The organism is Bradyrhizobium sp. USDA 241, from assembly GCF_049739505.1.
GTDB lineage: Bacteria > Pseudomonadota > Alphaproteobacteria > Rhizobiales > Xanthobacteraceae > Bradyrhizobium > Bradyrhizobium liaoningense.
In genome coordinates this window covers 1,026,491-1,044,743 of sequence record NZ_JBMGPZ010000002.1, presented here as the reverse complement: position 1 = coordinate 1,044,743, position 18,253 = coordinate 1,026,491, and the positions used below count along the sequence as shown (strand labels likewise).

Below are 18,253 nucleotides of genomic sequence, written 5' to 3'. Positions count from 1 at the left end.
CTCCGGCCGCACTTCTCTTTTCGCGGGGATCATCGCTTGTCTTCCTGGCTCGACTACACGATCAACGGGCTGATCGTCGGCAATGTCTACGCTCTCGTTGCGGTCGGGCTCGCGCTGATCTTCGGCGTCAGCCGGCTGATCAACTTCGCGCAAGGATCGATCTACCTGGTCGGCGCCTATATCGGCTGGGTCGCGGTGGTGCGGCTGCATACGCCGCTGCCGCTGACCATCATCGTGGTGGCGGTGGCCGCCGCGATGGTGGGCCTGATCATCGAGCGGTTCGGCCTGCGTCCGCTCCAGAACTCGGTGCGCATCGCGCCGCTGCTCGCGACCATCGGCATCAGCTTCGTGCTCGATCAATTGGTGATGCTGACCTTCTCGCCCAATCCGCGCGCGCTGCCGAGCCAACTGCCTGACGTTCGCTTTCAGCTTGGTGGCGGCACCATCGGACCGCTCGATCTCCTGATTGCCGGCGTCGGCATCACCAGCGCGCTGCTGCTGTTCGTGTTCCTGCGTTACACCAAGCTCGGCTGGGCCGTGCGCGCCACCGCGCAGGATCGCGACGCCGCCATGCAGATGGGCGTCGATGTCAACCGCGTCAATCAGGCGGTGTTCGGCATCGCGGCCGCGCTCGGCGGCGTTTCCGGTCTGCTGGTCGGCATGTACTACAACCAGATCGACACCGCGATGAGCCTGCAGGCGACGCTCAAAGGCGTTGTCGCGGAAGTGGTCGGCGGCGCCGGCAACGTGCCCGGCGCGGTGATCGGCAGCCTGCTGCTCGGACTGGTGGAGAGCTACGGCGTCGCCGTGTTCGGCACCAGCTATCGAAATCTGTTCGCGTTCCTGCTGCTGGTCGTCGTGCTCGTGCTGCGCCCGAACGGCCTGTTCGCCAGCGCGCGGCAGGCCCCGCCCGAGCCGCTCACCGGTACCTTCATCGCGCCGAGCCGTCCGGTCCGCATTCCGCGCTGGGCTCTGTTGGTCGCGGCTGCTGCTTTCGCGGTCCTGCCGTTCTTCCCGGTGTCCTTCTACGTGCTCCAGACCCTGATCAACGCCTGGCTGCTCGGCATGCTCGCGCTCAGCCTGACGCTGGTCGCGGGCACGATGGGCCAGGTCTCGCTCGGTCACGCCGCGCTGCTCGCGATCGGCGCCTACACCTCCGCGCTGCTGTCACTGACGCTGGCCGTTCCGGTCGGCCTTGCCGTCATCGGCGGCGGCCTGATGAGTGCTGCGCTCGGCACGCTGTTGATCTCCCCATCGTTCCGCCTGCGCGGGCATTATGTGTCGATCGCGACACTCGCCATCGGTGAAATCGTCTCGCTGGTGATCCTGAATTGGGAGAGCGTCACCCGTGGTCCGATCGGCATCTCAGGCATCCCGCCGCTGTCGCTGTTCGGCCATGACCTGATCAGCCCGTCCTCGGTCTACTGGTTCAGCTTCGCGGTGATGCTCGTGCTGGCGCTGCTGCAAGGACGGCTGCTCGGTTCGCATCTCGGTCGCAGCTTCCGCGCCATCCGCGACGATGACATCGCCGCACGTGCCTATGGCCTCAGCCTGAACCGCTACAAGTCGCTGGCCTTCATCTTCGGCGGTTTCGCCGCCGGCGTCAGCGGCGGCATCGCCGCGCATCTTTACTCCTATATCAACCACGAGACCTTCAACACGCAGCAATCCATCCTGGCGCTGACGGTCGTGATCCTCGGCGGTCTCGGCAACGTCGTCGGCGCGATCGTCGGATCGGTCGCGTTGGTCGGCCTGCCCGAACTCTTCCGGATCGCGGCCGAGTACCGCATCCTGATCTACGGCATCGTGCTGCTGCTCCTCGTGCGATTCAGGCCGCAGGGCCTGTTGGGGACGATCTGATGGCGGAGCATCACGCGTCCATGTTGTCCCTGCGCGGCCTGACGCGTCGCTTCGGCGGCCTCACCGCGGTCGATACCATTGATCTCGACCTCGCCAAGAGCGAGCTCATCAGCATCATCGGCCCGAACGGCGCCGGCAAGACGACGCTGTTCAATCTCGTGACCGGGCTCGACCGGCCCGATGGCGGCGCCGTACGCTTCGAAGGCCAAGACATCACCGGTCTCTCGCCGGAACGGCTCGCGGCCGAAGGCATCGCCCGCACCTTCCAGCTCGGGCGCGTGTTCGGCAATCTCAGCGTCATGGACAACGTCCTGATCGGCGCGCACACGCGTCTGCGTGCCGTGAAGCCGGCGGTGCCGGTGATCGGCCCGCTCCTGGAGCTGGGGCTGGCGCTGCTGCGGCCCGCCAGCGTCAAGGCGGAAGAAGAACGATTGCGCGAGGAGGTGAAGGCTATTCTCGCCCGCTTCGGCGAGCGGCTGCTGCCGCGGATCGACCAGCCCGCCTATAGTCTGTCCTACGCCAACCGCCGCCGTGTCGAGATCGCGCGTGCGCTCGCCTTGAGGCCGCGCCTCTTGCTGCTCGACGAGCCCACGGCCGGCATGAACCCGACCGAGACCGCGGAGATGCAGGGCCTCGTCGCCGAGCTGAAGGCGGAAGGGCTGACCATCCTCCTGATCGAGCACAAGCTGGAGATGGTGATGCGCCTGTCCGACCGCGTCATGGTCATGGACGAGGGGAAGAAGATCGCGGAAGGGCCGGGCGAAGAGGTGCGTGGTGATCCCAAGGTGATCGAGGCCTATCTCGGCCACGGGCTATCAGGCACGACGGAGCAGGAGAGTGCGGCATGACGAATCCTTCGCCCGAACCGCTGCTGGCCCTGTTCAACGTCAACACCTTCTACGGCCAGGCCCAGGTGCATTTCGACCTGTCGATCACAGTTGCGCGCGGCCAAATCGTGTGCCTGCTCGGCGGCAATGCCAGCGGCAAGTCGACGACGATGAAGATCATTCTCGGTCTGGTCAAACCGCGCTCGGGCGAGGTGACGTTCGACGGCGCCTCGCTGATCGGCCTCTCCACGCCGCAGATCGTCCGCCGCGGCATCGCCTCGGTGCCGGAGGCGCGGCGGCTGTTCGCAGACATGAGCGTGCGCGAGAACATCCTGATGGGCGCCTTCGTGCGCAACGACCGTGAGGCGGTGGCGCTGGATCTCGACCGGATGCTGACGCTGTTCCCGAAGCTCGGCCAGCGGCTGTCGCAGCGCGCCGGCTCCTTGTCCGGCGGCGAGCAGCAGATGGTGGCGATGGCGCGCGCGCTGATGAGCCGGCCGCGCATGATCGTGATGGACGAGCCGACCATGGGCCTGTCGCCGCTCTACGTCGACCGCGTGCTGGAACTGATCCGCAGCATCAACCAGGTGGGCGTCTCGGTGTTCATGGTCGAGCAGAACGCCAGCCTCGCGCTCGAGATCGCACATGAAGCCTATGTGCTGCAGACCGGCAGGATCGTGCTGTCAGGTCCGGCGCGAGCGCTGAAGGATGATCCGCGGGTGCGCGACGCCTATCTCGGCGGCTCCGAGGCGGCGTAGCTAGTCGAGTGCGCTGACGCGCCCGCACCATCATGGCCCGGCTTGTCCCGGCCATCGCCGTCTGGAACCGCGGCACGACGCACCTTCTCCGGGACTAGCCAGTGTGACCAATCTATGAAAAAATCATACCGTTGGCGCGACAGGGTGTGTAGCGGGACGGAATGAAGTTCGTGACGAAATTGTCTGAGCGGGCGACCGAGCCCGGAACGGTGGTGCTGCTCGCCTGGGCCTTCTCGCTGTTCGGCGACCGGCCGACGGTGATGGCGACCGCGCTGCTGGCCTGGGTCTTCGGCCTCCGCCATGCCGTCGATGCCGATCACATCGCCGCCATCGACAATGTCGTGCGCAAGCTGATGCAGACGGGCGGCGTGCCGCGCAGCGCCGGTCTCTATTTCGCGCTCGGCCATTCCACCGTGGTCATGGTCGCGACCATGCTGCTGGCGCTCGGCGTCGTGAGTCTTGGCGGTGACAGCCTGCTCAAGGAGATCGGCGGTCTGATCGGCACGTCAGTGTCGGCGCTGTTCCTGCTGGTGATCGCGGCCATCAATCTCGCCATCTTCGCCGGCCTGTGGCGGACGTTTCGCATGGCGCGAGAGCAGGGCGTTCACGATGCCGCAGGCCTCGATGCGCTTCTCGCCCGCCGCGGCGTGCTGGCGCGGCTGCTCGGGCCGCTGTTCCGTCTGGTGACGAAGCCGTGGCATATGTATCCGCTCGGGTTCCTGTTCGGCCTCGGCTTCGACACCGCGACCGAGATCGGCCTGCTCAGCATCTCCGCCAGCGAAGCCGCGCGCGGCGCCTCGCTCGCCGATGTCCTGGTCTTCCCGGCGCTGTTCGCCGCCGGTATGGCGCTGGTCGACACCGCCGATTCGGCGCTGATGGTCAGCGCCTATCGCTGGGCCTTCGTCGATCCCCTGCGCAAGCTCTGGTACAATCTCACGATCACCGGCGCCTCCGTCGCGGTCGCCCTGTTCATCGGTGGCATCGAAGCGCTCGGCCTGATCAGCGATCGGCTCGGTCTCTCCGGCGGCATGTGGACGCTGGTCGATGGCCTGAACGAGTCGCTGGCGAATGTCGGCTTCGCCGTGATCGCGCTGTTCGCGATCGCATGGCTCGCCTCGATCGTGCTCTATCGCCGCATGTTCTCGGATGACGGGCGACGTTCCGCGGACGCGGTAGAAGGCTTCGATGCGACCGAGGCCGTCGTGGTGAGACGTCCCTGATTTCTACCGGTTCAGAGCGAAGCCGCGCTCGGTACCTGTTCCACCGGCAAGTCGTCGGCGTTGGGATCGCCCGGCGCCGTCGCCCAGGCGAGTTCCACCAGCGTCACGATCCGGCGTCCGCCGCCATCGAGCTGGCAGACGATCAGGCCCTGCTCTTCCATGTAGCCGAGCAGCCGCTGCGCGCGGCGCAGCGAATGCGAGCCGTAGGCGCGGGCGATCGCAGCATCGCCGGGACACGGCCAGCCTTCCTTGGCCGCGCGCGCGATCATCATGAACACGCCCTGCATGTCGTCGGGCAGGATCGAGGCACGCAGCGTGACGTCCTGCCAGGCGTCGTCTTCAGTGAGATCAGTCCCCAGCCCGGCGCGCGCATGCGTCAGCATGCGGCGGAATTCGTTGAGATCCGGCACCGCCGCGCCGAGGCCCTCGATGCGGCAGCGGACCACGAACTCCTGATAGAGCACGCCGATGGCGCGGAAGCCGGCATCGGGCTCCGCCAGCACGGCGCGCAAGGTGCGGGCGACGCGTTCGCGCCGCTCGGCGAGTTCTTCCGCGCTGACCGGCACCTCGGCCACCTCGGGCCCGATCTCCGGCGCTGCGGCCGCCTTCGCTGCGCGAAGCTGCTCCAGCAGATCCGGCGCAGGCCGGCGCTGCGGCCGGCTGGCATCGGGCGGTGGTGCCGCCAGGATCACGGCGCGCGCATTCTCCAGGGTTGCCTCCGGCAGCGGCATCAGCCGCGGCGTCGAGTTGCGCGGGCTTGTATCGGTCGGGCCGATGTTCAGGCGCAGCGGACGGCGCGACAGCGCAGGTCCCAGCGCCATGAACTGTCCGCGCTCGAGATCGCGAAAGGCTTCGGCCTGCCGCCGCTCCATGCCGAGCAGATCGGCGGCGCGCGCCATGTCGATGTCGAGGAAGGTCCGTCCCATCAGGAAGTTGGAGGCTTCCGCCGCGACGTTCTTGGCGAGCTTCGCCAGCCGCTGGGTCGCGATGATGCCGGCGAGCCCGCGCTTGCGGCCGCGGCACATCAGATTGGTCATGGCGCCGAGCGACAGTTTTCGCGCCTCGTCGGAGACTTCGCCGGCCACGGCCGGCGCGAACAGCTGCGCCTCGTCCACCACCACCAGCATCGGATACCAATGGTCGCGGTCGACGTCGAACAGGCCGCCGAGGAAGGCTGCGGCGCGCCGCATCTGGTTCTCGGCGTCGAGCCCTTCGAGATTGAGCACGGTTGAGACGCGATGCAGCCGGGCACGCTCGCCCGCGACCTGAAGGCCGCGCTCGGTATGGTCCTCGGCCTCGATCACGAGATGGCCGAAGCGCTCGGCCAGCGTCACGAAATCGCCCTCGGGATCGATGATGGCCTGCTGCACCCACGGCGCGCTCTGCTCCAGGAGCCGCCGCAGCAGGTGCGATTTGCCGGAGCCCGAATTGCCCTGCACCAGGAGGCGGGTCGCCAGCAGTTCCTCGAGGTCCATGGCGGCCGCGGCGCCTGCCGTGGTCTGCCCCATCTCGATCGCAACTGTCATGTCCCCGACTCAAGTCCCCATCATTCGCGGACAGGGGCTTATCAATCCCGTCGCGGCGCGTCGAGCGGCGCGGGGCGAATCATGCCGCGTTGCCCACGACGGGGTTCAGGCGTGCCCGGATAGCCGTAGAAGCGCGGGCCGATAGGGGGCTTGCGGATCATCGTCCTCGGTCTCGGGGATCGCGCAGGAGCCGAATTCCTGCCTGATCCGCTCGATCTCGGCGATTCGCTCGTGCAGCCGCTGCAAATGCTCAGGCGACGTCGCCTTCCAGAATCGGAACGTGTCGGCCGTGAGCGGCAGGAAGGCCGTGCCGAACGGCGTCGGATCGGGAACGGCAGTGCGTCCAAGCAGCAGGAATCGCTCGGTGCCGGAGACGACGAGGGTGGCATAGCCGCGGTTTCCGATCCGCCTGATGCCGTTCAGCGACCATTCGGTGAGCTTGCTGAAATATGGCTCCTCGCGCCAGCGATCCGGGCAGCCGTCGTCGACGGTGACATTGACGGCGTCCTGGCTGAAATGCACGACGAGGCCGGCCGTCTCGGGAAACCAATCGTCGTCGAGATGGCCTTGCAACCAGGCGCACGCGAATGAGCGGCACATTTGCGGGCGGCGGTCATAGATCGTGCACCCCGTGCCCGTCTGCCAATGCCGGCACAGCTGGTTCACCGGCTTGTCGACCGCGGCCACTTCGAGGATATCGCAGCAGGCGTTGCACGATCCGCATTGCCGGGCCGGCCGGGTCGTCTTCGGCAGGCCGGTCGCGCGAAAGCCCTGTCCGTCGCGGACCAGCAGCTTCTGCTTCTCCAGCGCGTTCAACGCACGTTCGATCTTGAGACGGGACAGTCCGGTGGCGTCGATCACGCCCTTCATCGTCGTCGCGCCCGCCTCGACTGCGCGGACGACGCTCAGCATCGCCTGATCCATTCTTGTTGTTCTTGTTTGGCTTCTCAGCAGTGCATAGCGATCGCGCCGGAACAAACGGACCGGCTAACAGGTCGCGAAAACCTGACTTAGAAACGTATCTTGCTCATCTCCCCGTGGCAGGGCAAGACGCCGTGCCCGTCCTGCGCGCATGCAACGTTTGCGCGAATGAAGGACCTGCACGTGTGCGAGCTTATTTCACGTGGAAATCGGCTCGCTTTGCCCACGAAGTGCCGGGATATGGCGACCGGCATGCGGTCGTCTCACGCAGTCGTGATATCAGCGATCCGCGCGCGGGGCGTGTGGCCGATGAGGCGCAAGGATTGTCGTTGAGTTTGTGCCACACCGGGAACAGCGTCGCGCCGAAGCTGGGTGAGCGGCAATGCAAAGAGGTGATCCCACGCTCGGCACGGAATGACGCAGATCAAGATCCGCGAGCCCCAGTCCTGTTATTCGGCCGTATGACTTTTCTGACCTTCATCACGGCGGCCTATTTCCTGCTGGCGGTGCCGGGGCCGACCAACACCTTGCTCGCGACATCAGGCGCAGGGGCTGGCATCTCGCGCTCCCTTCATCTGCTCGCGGCGGAGCTGTGCGGCTATCTGCTGGCGATCGCAGTGCTCCGGCTGGCGCTTGGTCCCGTCATCAACGACATCCCGATTGCGGCGATCGTGCTCCGCGTCGCCGTGACCGTCTACATCCTGTGCCTCGCCGTCATGCTCTGGCGTGTCAACACGCGCGAGCTGCGCGAGGGAGCTGCGGTGACGTTCGGTCAGGTGCTGCTGACGACCCTGTTGAACCCGAAAGCGCTTGTCTTCGCGTTCCTGCTCCTGCCCCTGGGGGCCGGGCCGCTTGAACTATTGCCCTTGCTCGGCGTGATCGCGCTTCAGATCGTCACTGCCGGAGCCGCGTGGATCATTCTGGGCGCAACGCTCGGCCGCGGCGCCCGCCGCCTCGGGCATCCCGACCTGATCGCGCGCACCGGCGCGGTCACGCTGGTCGCCGTGACCGGCCTGATCTGGCTTCAATCGTTCCTGATCGCCTGAGCGCCGACGTCGCCGGAGACGGCGCGTTATGGCGCGCCCGATCCACCCTGCACGATCTTCTCGTTCAGCTTCTGGTCCACGGTGTCGACGGTGCGGTCGATCTCGGCGTTCGGCACGCCGAGCTGATGCGAGATCAGTTTCACCAGGAGGTCGACGCGCTCGATGAAGGGCGCGCCGCTTGCGACTGCGCGCGCGGCCGAGGACGGCTTGAGCAGGCTTTCGGCGGCCTTGGCGTATTTCGCGAACGGCACCTGGTCCTGCGGATCGGCGCCGAGCCGGCGGGCGATCGCGTCGACATGGTCGTAGATCGTCTGCGAGCGCTTGAGATCGCCGTGCACGGCGTCGCGGATCGACTGCGGCTCGCTGGGCGTGATGCAGCGGTAATTGCCGGTGAGCAGCATCGACCATTTCGCCAGCGGCACGAACAGCGAGTCGAACACTTTCAGCTTCACCGGCACGTCGTGGCCGTCGAGCGTCACGGCGTCGATGTCGGCTTCGAGCTCGCGCAGCAGCTTGTTGTGCTTCTCGTCGGCAAAGACCGATGCCTTGAAGTTGGTCGGCAGGCCGACATGAAGCACGTTGGCGGCTTCCTCCGGTGGACGGAATGCCTGCGGGTCGGGCGAGCACAGCGTCACCAGCCCCGGCTCGAACCGCTCCCACACCTGCGCATTGGTGTAGGCCTCTTCGAGGTCCATGTCGGCGAGTGCCGGAATCCGCTTCAGATAGGGCAGCGGCGGCATGTTCATGATCGACAGGCACGGCAGTTTCGCCGCGGCGATCTTGACCATGAGAACGCGCACCGTGTGGTTGGTGTATTGCGGCTCCTGCATCGCAAGGCCGACCAGATCGTAACGGGAAAGGTCGACATTGGCCGGCGTGACCGCATCGAGCTTGCCGGGCAGGTCGCGCGAGAAGATCGCACGGTGCGCCGCCTCGTCGCGCAGCTTGATACGCACCTCGGTACCGTCGCGATTGATCAGCTCCGCGGTCTTGGCGCGGCAGACCAAGGTCACGTTATGCCCTGCCATCAGCAGCTTCGTGCCCAGCAGGGAGCCGTAAGAAGCCCCGAGAATCAATATGTTGCGCGCCATGCTCCGTCCCTTTGACTGTGTACTATTTTCAGCCCCTGCCCGTTCTCCGCGGGCGAGTTGGCGGCATGTAAGGCGAACTGCGGGAAGTTGGCAACTGGGATAATGCATACAAGGAAGCGCCGCTGCCCCGGAGCTGGGGCTCGGACCTTGGCGATTGAGCTTCCCGAATTGGGTTGGCGTTTCGGCTATTCCACTCCTCGCGGGCGCGACCGTCGTCGTCACACGCCCTTCGCGAAAGGCTGTCACAATGGAAGATCTTGGCCTCTCTCCTGCGGGTTTGGCACACGATGGTAGTGCGCTGCACCCTTCACCACATCGTGCTTTCACAATCGAGGCTTACACGGGCATGTGTCTTGTGTCGGCACGAGTGGTTTTGACTCGCCGGTCACAACAAGAAACGACAAAGCCCGCTGCGTAAACCTCGCAGGTTGCGTGGCGCTAAACTGTGTATCAGCGACGGAGCTGGGACGTGACGATTGGGGTGAGCCGGCCGGGATTTTGTGCCCAAGCCCGCTCGTTTGAAATGTGGATCGCTTTGCGCAGCAGCTTTGCTGCGCGGCGCTGCGCAGAGCGCGACGCCGGCGAGTCTGAACGCAGGTCCGCGCAATGGTTGGCGGCGGCGTTCGGGGGCTGACATGGAAGGTGAAACTTCGCCTCACCGTTCGTGCGACGGCGCCGGACGAAATCTGGCTCACTTGCGGGATCGAGCCTCCCAGTTTTTCGAAAGCCTGTCCGTCATGGAGCTTGCGCACGAGTCGGACCGGCATCTGTGGATTTCGGACTGGTTGAGGGTCGCCGACGACTACCGGGTATTGGCCGAATCTGCGCGCGAAACGCGTTCGGCTCAGATTGCCGGGGAAGCGTGGCTGTGCTCGCTGACGGCCCTCGAAGTCGTCAGAAGTCTGAGTAGTCCGGGAGATGTCGAGAGTGCCGACCTCGCAGACGAGGTTGGCAGCGGCCTGAGAGGCCTCGAGACAGAGGCTGGTCTGCCGATTGAGCGCGTCAAGATCGACTGCTTCGATCAAGGCGCCCTGGCTGGCTTCTTCCTGCCCGCGCTTCGTCGCGGCTCTGCCGCGCCGGCGGTGATCTGCGTCAGCGACGACGATGCCACCTTGGGCTCGATGATGAGCAGGCTGTTGCCCGCCTCGCTCTGCGGGACCATGTCGCTGCTGCTGGTCGATTCCGGCAATTCAACCGTTCATCGCTCCTTCAAGCCGGAGCACAGGCTTCAGTTCTGGTTGGACTACCTGGAAGCCCGCCCCGATGTCGACCCGCGGCGGATCGGTATCTACGGCGAAGGGGCGGGCGCCGCTCATGCCTCCCGCCTTGCGCTCTCGGATCGCAGGATCGCCGCCGCCGTGTGTGACGGCGGGCTTGTGAGGCCGGTCATGTGTCAGGCGTCACTTCGCTGGATGACCGGCTTCGGGCAGACCGTCCCTGACGAGGTCTCGAGAGAGGCAATGCTGCCGCCGCGTCGAGTCCCGTGCCCGCTGCTCATGGTCGTCGGGAGTCGCTCCATGGAATGGGAGCAGGATGCTCTCGAGCTGCAAGCCGACTACCGGCGGATTGGAGCCGATTGCTCGGTCGTCGTGCCCAACAACGTCCCGCACCCGCTCGGCGAGGTCGAGAATTTCGTTGCCGTTGACGACTTCATTGTCGAGTGGCTCGACAGCAAGCTTGGAACTGCCCGCAAGCTCGACCCGGTGACCCACCTCTAGCCTGGTCCGGCGGCATTGCAGGACCCCGCGGCGCGACGACAGCAGCGTCCGGCTCGCATTCTGGGCTCGGCATCGGCCGATCAGGACGCGTCGATAGCCAGCAATCGCGCAGCCAGCCGGGCGTTCTTGGCGATCATTGCGAGCGAAGCGTTCAATTCAGCCAAGGTCTTTTCGTCCAAATCGTTGAACATCGTCGAATTCAGGGCGAGCTTTCGCTTCGATAATTTCTCGATCTCGGTCGTCGCCTTCGCCGTGAGCGACATCAGGACGAAGCGGGCATCGTCCGCGGCCGGTCGTCGTGACAGAAAGCCGCCTTTTTCGAGGGTCTTGGTCTGGTTGGTCACGAAAGCCGGGTGGACCCGCAGCTTCTTGGCGATGTCGATCCCGGCGACGCCGCGCCCCTCGTCCAGTTCGGTGATCGCCATCAGGATCAGCCATTGCGGCTGGGTAATGCCCAGCAGTCCGGCCCAGCTGGTGTGAATGTTCTCCAGCTGCGAGTGAATTTCGACGACGTTCCAGACGAAGTCCATGATCGCCCTGTCGAGTTTCTTCTCGATCATCCAGCTGCCCCATTCTGCTCTGATCGTTCTTCTTGTTGTGCCCTGGAGCAGTATTTTAGCCGGATATTGCGGAGCCGTCTCGGACTTCGCGTAAAGATGGAACGGTAGACACCGCATCGCAAAAACAAATCGGCGCTTCGGCGATTGCAAAAAACAATTAATTAGATTACGTCTCTTCACACTCAGAATTTGCTGCTCTTGACCGTTGCGACAGGCAGCGATGTGAGACCTCCAAGAAAGCCCCCGGGATGCCCCCTGGGGGCTTTTTCTTTTGTTTCAAACCGTTTCTTAGGTGTTTGGGCCGCCTGTTGCGCCCGGGCAACATCCCCGATTGAAGTTTCAATTCACTGGATCAATAAATTGAGGCAATGAATTTTATAAACTATACGTGAGGTACGACGGAGGGGGGGCACCTCGCTGTCGTTTCAGTCCGGACCTTCAGTGCGGATCTGAATTGAACGGAAATCAAAGAGGGTAAAGCGGCCTCCGCCGAGGAGCCGAGCCCCCTGAACCGACGTGGAGGTTTACCAATGAAGTTGACGAAGACGCTCTTTCTTGGCTCGGCAGCTGGCCTGATGGCCGTCTCCGGTGCGTTCGCAGCCGATCTTCCCGTGAAGGCCAAGGCCGTCGAATACGTGAAGATCTGCTCGCTGTACGGCGCCGGCTTCTACTACATCCCGGGCACCGACACCTGCATCAAGCTGGGTGGTTACCTGCGCGCTGAAGTCGCGTTCAACACCAACAGCAACTACGGCATCTCGAACGGCGCTCCTGCCGGTGCGCACAACCGTCTGAGCAACTACTACTCGATGCGCGCTCGTCAGGATCTCAACATCGACACGCGCACCGCGACCGAATACGGTGTCGTCCGCACCTACTTCGACGCGGTCTTCACCTGGACGACCGGTGGCTACGTCGGCACGGGCTCCGGTACGGGCGCGACTGGTTACACAGCCACGACGGCTGGTACCACTACCATCAACTCGACCGACGGCGGCACCTCGGGTGGTTCGCTCGGCGTGTACTACGCCTTCATCCAGTTCGCCGGCTTCACCATGGGTAAGGCCGTGTCGCAGTTCGACGCGCCCTGGACCAACTATCCCGGCAACAACATCGACAGCCTCGTCGGCGGCAGCGGCACGGTCACTGGTGTCAACCAGTTCACCTACACCGCTGACTTCGGTCAGGGCATCACGGCGGCCTTCTCGGCCGAAGATGCGACGGCCTACTACCAGGCCGGCAACCTCAACATGACCGGCGCGACTGCCGCTGGCATGGTTGGCGGTTCGTATGGCTCGAATGCCATCGGCGGCTCGCGTTCGCCGAACCTCGTCGGTATGGTCCGTGTCGACCAGGCCTGGGGTCTGTTCCAGGCATCGGTTGCCGCGCATGACAACCACGTCGCCTATTACGGCGCGACCGAGACCACTGGTCACCCCGACGACAAGTGGGGTTGGGCGGTTCAGCTCGCTCTGTCGATCAAGAACATCCCGACCGGCGCGGGTGACACGATCAACATCCAGGGCGTCTACACGGACGGTGCGACCCGCTACAACTTCCAGAACCTGGCGGGCAGCTCCTACCAGATGTACGGCAGCTCGGGCACTGCCTACCAGAGCGTCGGCTTCGCCAATGCTCCGGATACCGTGTACGTCACGGGTTCGCAGCAGGAGACGGTCAAGACCTGGGGCTTCCGTGGTGCTTACACCCACAACTGGGATCCCTACTGGAACACCGCGCTCTACGGTGCTTACGCTCAGGCCCAGTTCGGCACGCTCGCCAAGACCACGCTCTGCGGCGCCGGCGGTGCTGGCGGCGTGTTCGGCGGTCTCGCCGGTGTCACGGGTTGTAACCCTGACTTCGCCGTTGGCCAGATCGGTATCATCACCCGCTGGACTCCGGTCAAGAACCTCACCTTCTCGGGTGACCTGAACTGGACCCGTCTCGACCAGAAGTACTCGGGCACTGCCGTGCTCAGCCCGGCTGCCAACACGGCCAAGCCGACCGCTGTGTACGAGCTGAAGGACCAGGACAGCTTCACGCTGCTGCTCCGCGCCCAGCGTAACTGGTAAGATCTGTCGAAGCATTTCGACGAGCACCCGGCGGGAAACCGCCGGGTGTTTTTTTGTTGTACGGTACGTGCCATGCAACTGGATCATTTGTCCGATCGCGCGCTGCGGCCATCCGGGCGTCCGCGCCTGAGACGCGATTGTCGGATGTCGTTGCGCGCGACCCCGGGGGCGGGGGCTTTGCTGTGTCGCCCTCTGTCAACCCGGTGTCGCGAAAATATTCCGCTTTACCGAAATTCGGATTTAGCGTATGCGTCGCCCATCCCGGCTCATCCTTGAGGGGCGATCATGTGGTCGTCATTGTCGCGAGCCGGGCTTGCGGTGGACGCGGCAGCGTCGTGCACGAGAGGTGAAGGGCAGGGCGGATTGCTCTCCGTGAGCCCGAAGCTGCGTGCGGACGAGCGGCGCTGCTAGGCTTCGTCTCGCCTGTAAGTTTCCAGCTCCGTCGACAGGGCTGGGAAAACTGCGGGCGAAATGGCGGGCCGCGCGTACGGCAAAACCGTGTGGTCCTGGCCGTCGTTGCTACGGTCAAGCTCTTGCGGAGGCGGCAGTCGCGTCAACCGGCGCGATGCCGGTGAATTTCGCAGGAGTGAGGGAGGCCAGAACGAACTCGGCTCCCGGGAGAGCACGGCATAAGCCGTCCGACCATCGCGCAGGGAAGGCCGAGTGATTGGCACCACCTGTATGCTGCTGTGCGGTCTCTTTGCGCTACATCTTCGCGCAGCAGACCGTGGGTGCGAGGTCAGCACCCGGTCTTCCCTGCGCCCTCTTGGCTCGAGAGGGTGAGCGACGAAGCAAAGCTCGGGCGAATTCGGCCGCGAGAACGCGAAGCCATGTCTGCAAGTTGAGATGCGGTGTTGGGACTGCGATGGCGCCTGTGCTCCGCAATGCGAGTTGGAAACAGGCTTGAGGAGCAGACGCGCGCTGGATGAAACTTTGGAATCCCTCCAGGGAAACGCACAGGATCTGCTTCGCTGCGCTTGCAATGCCGACGTGCTCCCGGGAGGGACACGTGCGCGTCTCGAAGAGATTCTTCCGCTGCGAGATCTTCCGCAAGTCTTGGGTCGTCATCCCAGGTTGCGGTCGGGTCGTCCGCCTCACCCCCGGCTCGCCACGCGCGCGGGGTCGAGATGCTGCTCGATCTTGGGGCGGTCGCGCGTGCGCTCGAAACTGGTGCAGAGCAGCTCGGTCTCTTCGAGCGAGACCGGCGCACGATAGAGCCGGCACATGAATTCGGCGGTTGCACGTCCCTTGCCGGTGCCCGGACCGCGCTCTGCGAGAAACATGCAGTCCCGGCAGATACTGGCATTGAGCCGCTGATGGGCTGCATCGAGGTGATTGAGGATCTCGCGGAGAGAGTCGCGCAACCTGATGCACTCGTCGGTCCCGAGCGAAGTGACCGCGTTCACCACGTGATTGATCGGGTCGTGCTGGCTCAGGCATTTCTCGCCCTGGGCGGTGACGTGCAGGACGACAGAACGCTTGTCCTCATGCGACGGCTTTCGCTCCAGAAAAGACTTGCCCTCCAGAGTCTTCACGATCTGCGATGCAGTCGCTCGGGTGGCGCCGATGAAGCCGGCCAGCGCGGACGGGGTGCGCGAAAATCTGTTGGCGCGGCCGAGAAAGCGCAGCGCCATCCACTCCCGATCGCGCAATCCATGCTGATCGCCTTCGAAATACCAAGCCCTCGCCGCCTGAACCAGCAGCTCGACGGCTTCTCGCGCCAACGGCATGGAATTCTACCTCGTCCCCGGAACTTTGTCTGCGGCGCCCCGGAGCCGCTCTGCGCCCTGAGTGTGCGACGAGCCTGTCGTGCCGAACTCTCGTTCAAAGGCACGGACCGCAACGCGCCGCACCTTGGCCGTTGCGGAACGCATCGTCCGGAACGAGAGGCTGCGTCGATGGCATGCCAGCAGCGTCGTCGTCGCGCGGGAGCCCGGGTTGCCGTCACCGGCAGACGGTGGATCGGAGTGGTTCAACCGAAGCCCCCAAAGTTCAAGTCACAGGCAGACGTTTCTTTTACTCGAGCGAAACGATGAATGAGCTTCTCAACAAAATCAAGTCAAGACGCTCGCTGAGACTGGATGTCGTCGTAAGCGGTTGTAACGTTCAAGACAATCGCGCTCTTCGGGACACATGATGGTGAACGCAATGCGCTACCCGACGAGCAACATGCGTCTGACTTTGCGAGCGGCTGATTGCGCGGCATGTTGTTGTCTGTCGTCGACGCAAATTGACCGAAGCTTGTGCACGACGATGATGTGTGTCGGCACGTCATCCACAACTTGTGCGTTCCGGCGGAGAATCGCCCAAGGGAACTCACAGGAATTACACGTGGCGGTTGTCGTCGCTCTGTTCGCAGAATCGTCGCGCTGGATTGCTTGCACCGCGGCGGCGCGTGGTGCTCACCCGAACGGTGACGGGCTCATGACGGAAATCGGTGATGGATCTGGGAACGCATGCGCGGGAAGCGCAACGCCATGCGCAATCTCCTGTCGAAAACCACGAGCAGGACGGGCGGCAGGCGCCTCTCATACGCCGCCTCACCCTTCCGTTCGCTGGTCGCCCTTGAGCATGTCCCGGAGCTCGCGGAACGGATCGGCGCTCGGCGGAGCCGAAGCGCCTTGCCGCATCGCGTTGTAGATTCTCGGAACCATGTCGACCGCCTGATCGAGACCCGAATCACGTCCCGACTGATATCCGCCCATCAGGCGAAGATCGCGCGTGTCCTCGTATTGCGCGATCATGGCGCGCAGCTTGCTCACCAATTCGCGCTCCTCGGGGTCCCAGACGTTATGGGCGAGGCGTGAAACCGACGCCAGAACATCGACGGCCGGATAGCGCGCCTGGTCGGCGATGTGCCTGGAGAGCACGATGTGCCCATCAAGCGTGCTGCGGATGGTGTCGGCGATCGGCTCGTTGTGATCGTCGCCATCGACCAGCACGGAGAAAATCCCGGTAATCGTGCCGGATCCCTCCTCGCCTGGACCGGCGCGCTCCAGGAGACGCGGCAAATCGGTGAAGACCGTCGGTGCGTAGCCGCGCGCGACCGCGGGCTCCCCGGCGGCGAGCGCGACCTCGCGGGCCGCATGGGCGAAACGGGTGATCGAATCGACCATGAGCAGGACCGATTCGCCCCGGTCACGGAAATATTCGGCGACCGCCATGGCCGTCTTCGGCGCCAGCCGCCGCATCATCGGGCTTTCGTCCCCCGTCGACACGATGGTGACGGCGCGGTGACGGTCGGTGCCCAGCACGTCCTCGATGAACTCGCGCACCTCGCGGCCGCGCTCGCCGACCAGGGCCAGCACGACGGTGTCGAAGCCCTGGCTGCGGGCGAGCATCGCAAGCAGCGTCGATTTGCCGACGCCGGAGCCGGCGAAGATGCCGACGCGCTGGCCGGCGCAGATCGGCGAAAACAGGTCGATGACGCGTACGCCGGTGCGCAGCGGCTTGTGCACGCGAGCGCGCTTCATGGCCGACGGCGCCTCCGCTTCCGCCGAGACCGCCTGGGGTCCCTGGATGAGGGGGCCCTGTCCGTCCAGCGGTGCGCCGAGGGCGTTGATGACGCGGCCCTTCCAGCTCGGATCGGGCGCGAAGGACAGAGGCGGCATCCGGTAGGCGACCGAGCCGAGCCCGCCGGCAAATTGCCGGTCGAACGGCTTGGCAACGATGCCGTCGCTGTCGATCCGCACCACCTCGCCGATCTGGCGCTTTCCGGCCGAATTGACGCCGATGAGCTCGCCGAGCCTGACGAAGCGCGACAGGCCGGAGACGCGGAAATGCGTCGGTGCGATCTCGGAGATCGCGCCGCTGACGCTTGCCAGGGGAGTGCTCTGCTGAAGCTCCAGCAGCGCCCACTCGAGTTGCCGAAGAGCGTTCAAGGAAACCGTCCAACCTCAATCTCAACGCGCGCGAGGCGCGGTCTACTTGCCGGGTTCGCCGAGTGTCCGGATCGCGTTTTGGAGCGAGCTCTCGGTGCCCTCGATCATCGAATTGGTGCCGTCGAAGGCGCGCGAGGCCGAGATCAACCGCGTCAGTTCGAGCATCGGATTGGCGCCGGAGCCCTCGACATAGCCCTGCTTGAAGCCGTCCCGGGAGAAATCGGCAATGGCGGTCGCCGGCCGGTCGGGCGTCACGCCGGAATTGCCGTAGCGTTCGAGATTGGCGTCGGCTGGAATGTTGAACAGGCCGATGGTGCCGATCTCGTTGTTGTCCTGGGTGATCGCGCCGCTGCGCGCGATCGAGATCGGTCCGCCGTTGGGATCGAGCGTGATCTGCGCGCCGCCGGAATCGACGACGGGGAAGCCGCTCACGGTCTGAAGATCGCCGTTGGGAGCGATCTGGAGGCGGCCGTCGCGCGTGTAGACCGTGCCGTTCGGACCGGCGAAAGCGATCCAGCCCTGTCCGACCACGGCGACGTCGAGCGGGTTGCCGCTCTCGGTGATGCTGCCCATCTCGCGGGAGATGATGTTGTCGCCGGGCGAGGAGAACGCCACCGGCGTCGGGCCCGCCTTGGAGAGCACGGTCTCGAACTTCACCACGTCGGTGCGGAACGCCGCCGTGTTGACGTTGGCGACGTTGTTGGCGATCGTCTGGAGGCGCTTTTCGAGGGCGACCTGCGCCGACAATCCCACATAGAGGGCCGATTGCATGG

At 64.8% G+C, this 18,253-nt stretch carries 14 protein-coding genes; 7 read left to right on the top strand and 7 right to left on the bottom strand.

Annotation, left to right across the window (positions count from 1 at the left end):
- The first annotated feature begins 36 nt into the window (after positions 1-36).
- From ABIF91_RS05910 to ABIF91_RS05895, 4 genes are all read left to right on the top strand, one after another.
- Positions 37-1,860: an ABC transporter permease gene (locus ABIF91_RS05910; RefSeq protein ID WP_028177918.1), complete on the top strand. Its 1,824-nt coding sequence runs from the start codon at positions 37-39 to the stop codon at positions 1,858-1,860.
- Positions 1,860-2,708 carry an ABC transporter ATP-binding protein gene (locus ABIF91_RS05905; RefSeq protein WP_424578801.1) on the top strand — a complete coding sequence of 283 codons (849 nt, stop codon included), beginning with the start codon at positions 1,860-1,862 and terminating at the stop codon, positions 2,706-2,708. The genes ABIF91_RS05910 and ABIF91_RS05905 overlap by 1 nt, the downstream gene beginning before the upstream one ends.
- Entirely contained in the window at positions 2,705-3,445 is a 741-nt protein-coding gene (locus tag ABIF91_RS05900; RefSeq protein WP_028177916.1) for an ABC transporter ATP-binding protein, read from the top strand. Before ABIF91_RS05905 ends, ABIF91_RS05900 begins: the two co-directional genes overlap by 4 nt.
- Positions 3,446-3,606: 161 nt before the next feature.
- Positions 3,607-4,665, top strand: a complete 1,059-nt coding sequence (locus ABIF91_RS05895; RefSeq protein WP_035717559.1) for a HoxN/HupN/NixA family nickel/cobalt transporter — start codon at positions 3,607-3,609, stop codon at positions 4,663-4,665.
- 11 nt (positions 4,666-4,676) lie between these two features.
- Here the strand turns inward: ABIF91_RS05895 and ABIF91_RS05890 are convergent, their stop codons facing one another.
- Together ABIF91_RS05890 and ABIF91_RS05885 are read right to left on the bottom strand one after the other, a co-directional pair.
- A complete protein-coding gene (locus ABIF91_RS05890) occupies positions 4,677-6,191 on the bottom strand; it encodes an ATP-binding protein (protein WP_028177915.1) in 1,515 nt (504 codons plus the stop codon).
- Positions 6,192-6,296: 105 nt separating this feature from the next.
- Entirely contained in the window at positions 6,297-7,115 is an 819-nt protein-coding gene (locus ABIF91_RS05885; RefSeq protein WP_028177914.1) for a YkgJ family cysteine cluster protein, read from the bottom strand.
- A 182-nt stretch (positions 7,116-7,297) separates the two neighbouring features.
- Here ABIF91_RS05885 and ABIF91_RS05880 point away from each other — a divergent pair, with 182 nt between their 5' ends.
- Positions 7,298-8,158, top strand: a complete 861-nt coding sequence (locus ABIF91_RS05880; protein WP_424578800.1) for a LysE family translocator — start codon at positions 7,298-7,300, stop codon at positions 8,156-8,158.
- Positions 8,159-8,184: 26 nt separating this feature from the next.
- Here ABIF91_RS05880 and ABIF91_RS05875 read toward each other — a convergent pair whose 3' ends face one another.
- Positions 8,185-9,249 carry a ketopantoate reductase family protein gene (locus ABIF91_RS05875; protein ID WP_284283087.1) on the bottom strand — a complete coding sequence of 355 codons (1,065 nt, stop codon included), beginning with the start codon at positions 9,247-9,249 and terminating at the stop codon, positions 8,185-8,187.
- A gap of 635 nt (positions 9,250-9,884) precedes the next feature.
- On the opposite strand from ABIF91_RS05875, the gene ABIF91_RS05870 reads away from it, so the two are divergent.
- Positions 9,885-10,967: a hypothetical protein gene (locus ABIF91_RS05870; protein ID WP_035674822.1), complete on the top strand. Its 1,083-nt coding sequence runs from the start codon at positions 9,885-9,887 to the stop codon at positions 10,965-10,967.
- Between the two features lie 80 nt (positions 10,968-11,047).
- On the opposite strand, the gene ABIF91_RS05865 is transcribed toward ABIF91_RS05870, so the two are convergent.
- The gene (locus ABIF91_RS05865; protein WP_035674821.1) at positions 11,048-11,527 is read right to left on the bottom strand and encodes a MarR family winged helix-turn-helix transcriptional regulator; all 480 of its coding nucleotides are present in this window, start codon (positions 11,525-11,527) and stop codon (positions 11,048-11,050) included.
- 530 nt (positions 11,528-12,057) lie between these two features.
- On the opposite strand from ABIF91_RS05865, the gene ABIF91_RS05860 reads away from it, so the two are divergent.
- Positions 12,058-13,599: a porin gene (locus ABIF91_RS05860; RefSeq protein WP_035674819.1), complete on the top strand. Its 1,542-nt coding sequence runs from the start codon at positions 12,058-12,060 to the stop codon at positions 13,597-13,599.
- A gap of 1,094 nt (positions 13,600-14,693) precedes the next feature.
- On the opposite strand, the gene ABIF91_RS05855 is transcribed toward ABIF91_RS05860, so the two are convergent.
- From ABIF91_RS05855 to flgF, 3 genes are all read right to left on the bottom strand, one after another.
- The gene (locus ABIF91_RS05855; protein ID WP_035670149.1) at positions 14,694-15,329 is read right to left on the bottom strand and encodes a MarR family winged helix-turn-helix transcriptional regulator; all 636 of its coding nucleotides are present in this window, start codon (positions 15,327-15,329) and stop codon (positions 14,694-14,696) included.
- 810 nt (positions 15,330-16,139) lie between these two features.
- On the bottom strand, positions 16,140-17,480 hold the full coding sequence (fliI, locus tag ABIF91_RS05850) for a flagellar protein export ATPase FliI (protein WP_197968865.1): 1,341 nt from the start codon (positions 17,478-17,480) through the stop codon (positions 16,140-16,142).
- A 42-nt stretch (positions 17,481-17,522) separates the two neighbouring features.
- Entirely contained in the window at positions 17,523-18,251 is a 729-nt protein-coding gene (gene flgF, locus ABIF91_RS05845) for a flagellar basal-body rod protein FlgF (RefSeq protein ID WP_035670156.1), read from the bottom strand.
- Between the last annotated feature and the right edge of the window lie 2 nt (positions 18,252-18,253).

Excerpts from the sequence above, each read along its gene's own strand:
- ABIF91_RS05905 (WP_424578801.1), top strand. The coding sequence starts at position 1,860 with ATGGCGGAGCATCACGCGTCCATGTTGTCCCTGCGCGGCCTGACGCGT.
- ABIF91_RS05900 (WP_028177916.1), top strand. The coding sequence starts at position 2,705 with ATGACGAATCCTTCGCCCGAACCGCTGCTGGCCCTGTTCAACGTCAAC.
- ABIF91_RS05895 (WP_035717559.1), top strand. The coding sequence starts at position 3,607 with ATGAAGTTCGTGACGAAATTGTCTGAGCGGGCGACCGAGCCCGGAACG.
- ABIF91_RS05890 (WP_028177915.1), bottom strand. The coding sequence starts at position 6,191 with ATGACAGTTGCGATCGAGATGGGGCAGACCACGGCAGGCGCCGCGGCC.
- ABIF91_RS05885 (WP_028177914.1), bottom strand. The coding sequence starts at position 7,115 with ATGGATCAGGCGATGCTGAGCGTCGTCCGCGCAGTCGAGGCGGGCGCG.
- ABIF91_RS05875 (WP_284283087.1), bottom strand. The coding sequence starts at position 9,249 with ATGGCGCGCAACATATTGATTCTCGGGGCTTCTTACGGCTCCCTGCTG.
- ABIF91_RS05870 (WP_035674822.1), top strand. The coding sequence starts at position 9,885 with ATGGAAGGTGAAACTTCGCCTCACCGTTCGTGCGACGGCGCCGGACGA.
- ABIF91_RS05865 (WP_035674821.1), bottom strand. The coding sequence starts at position 11,527 with ATGATCGAGAAGAAACTCGACAGGGCGATCATGGACTTCGTCTGGAAC.
- ABIF91_RS05860 (WP_035674819.1), top strand. The coding sequence starts at position 12,058 with ATGAAGTTGACGAAGACGCTCTTTCTTGGCTCGGCAGCTGGCCTGATG.
- ABIF91_RS05855 (WP_035670149.1), bottom strand. The coding sequence starts at position 15,329 with ATGCCGTTGGCGCGAGAAGCCGTCGAGCTGCTGGTTCAGGCGGCGAGG.
- flgF (WP_035670156.1), bottom strand. The coding sequence starts at position 18,251 with ATGCAATCGGCCCTCTATGTGGGATTGTCGGCGCAGGTCGCCCTCGAA.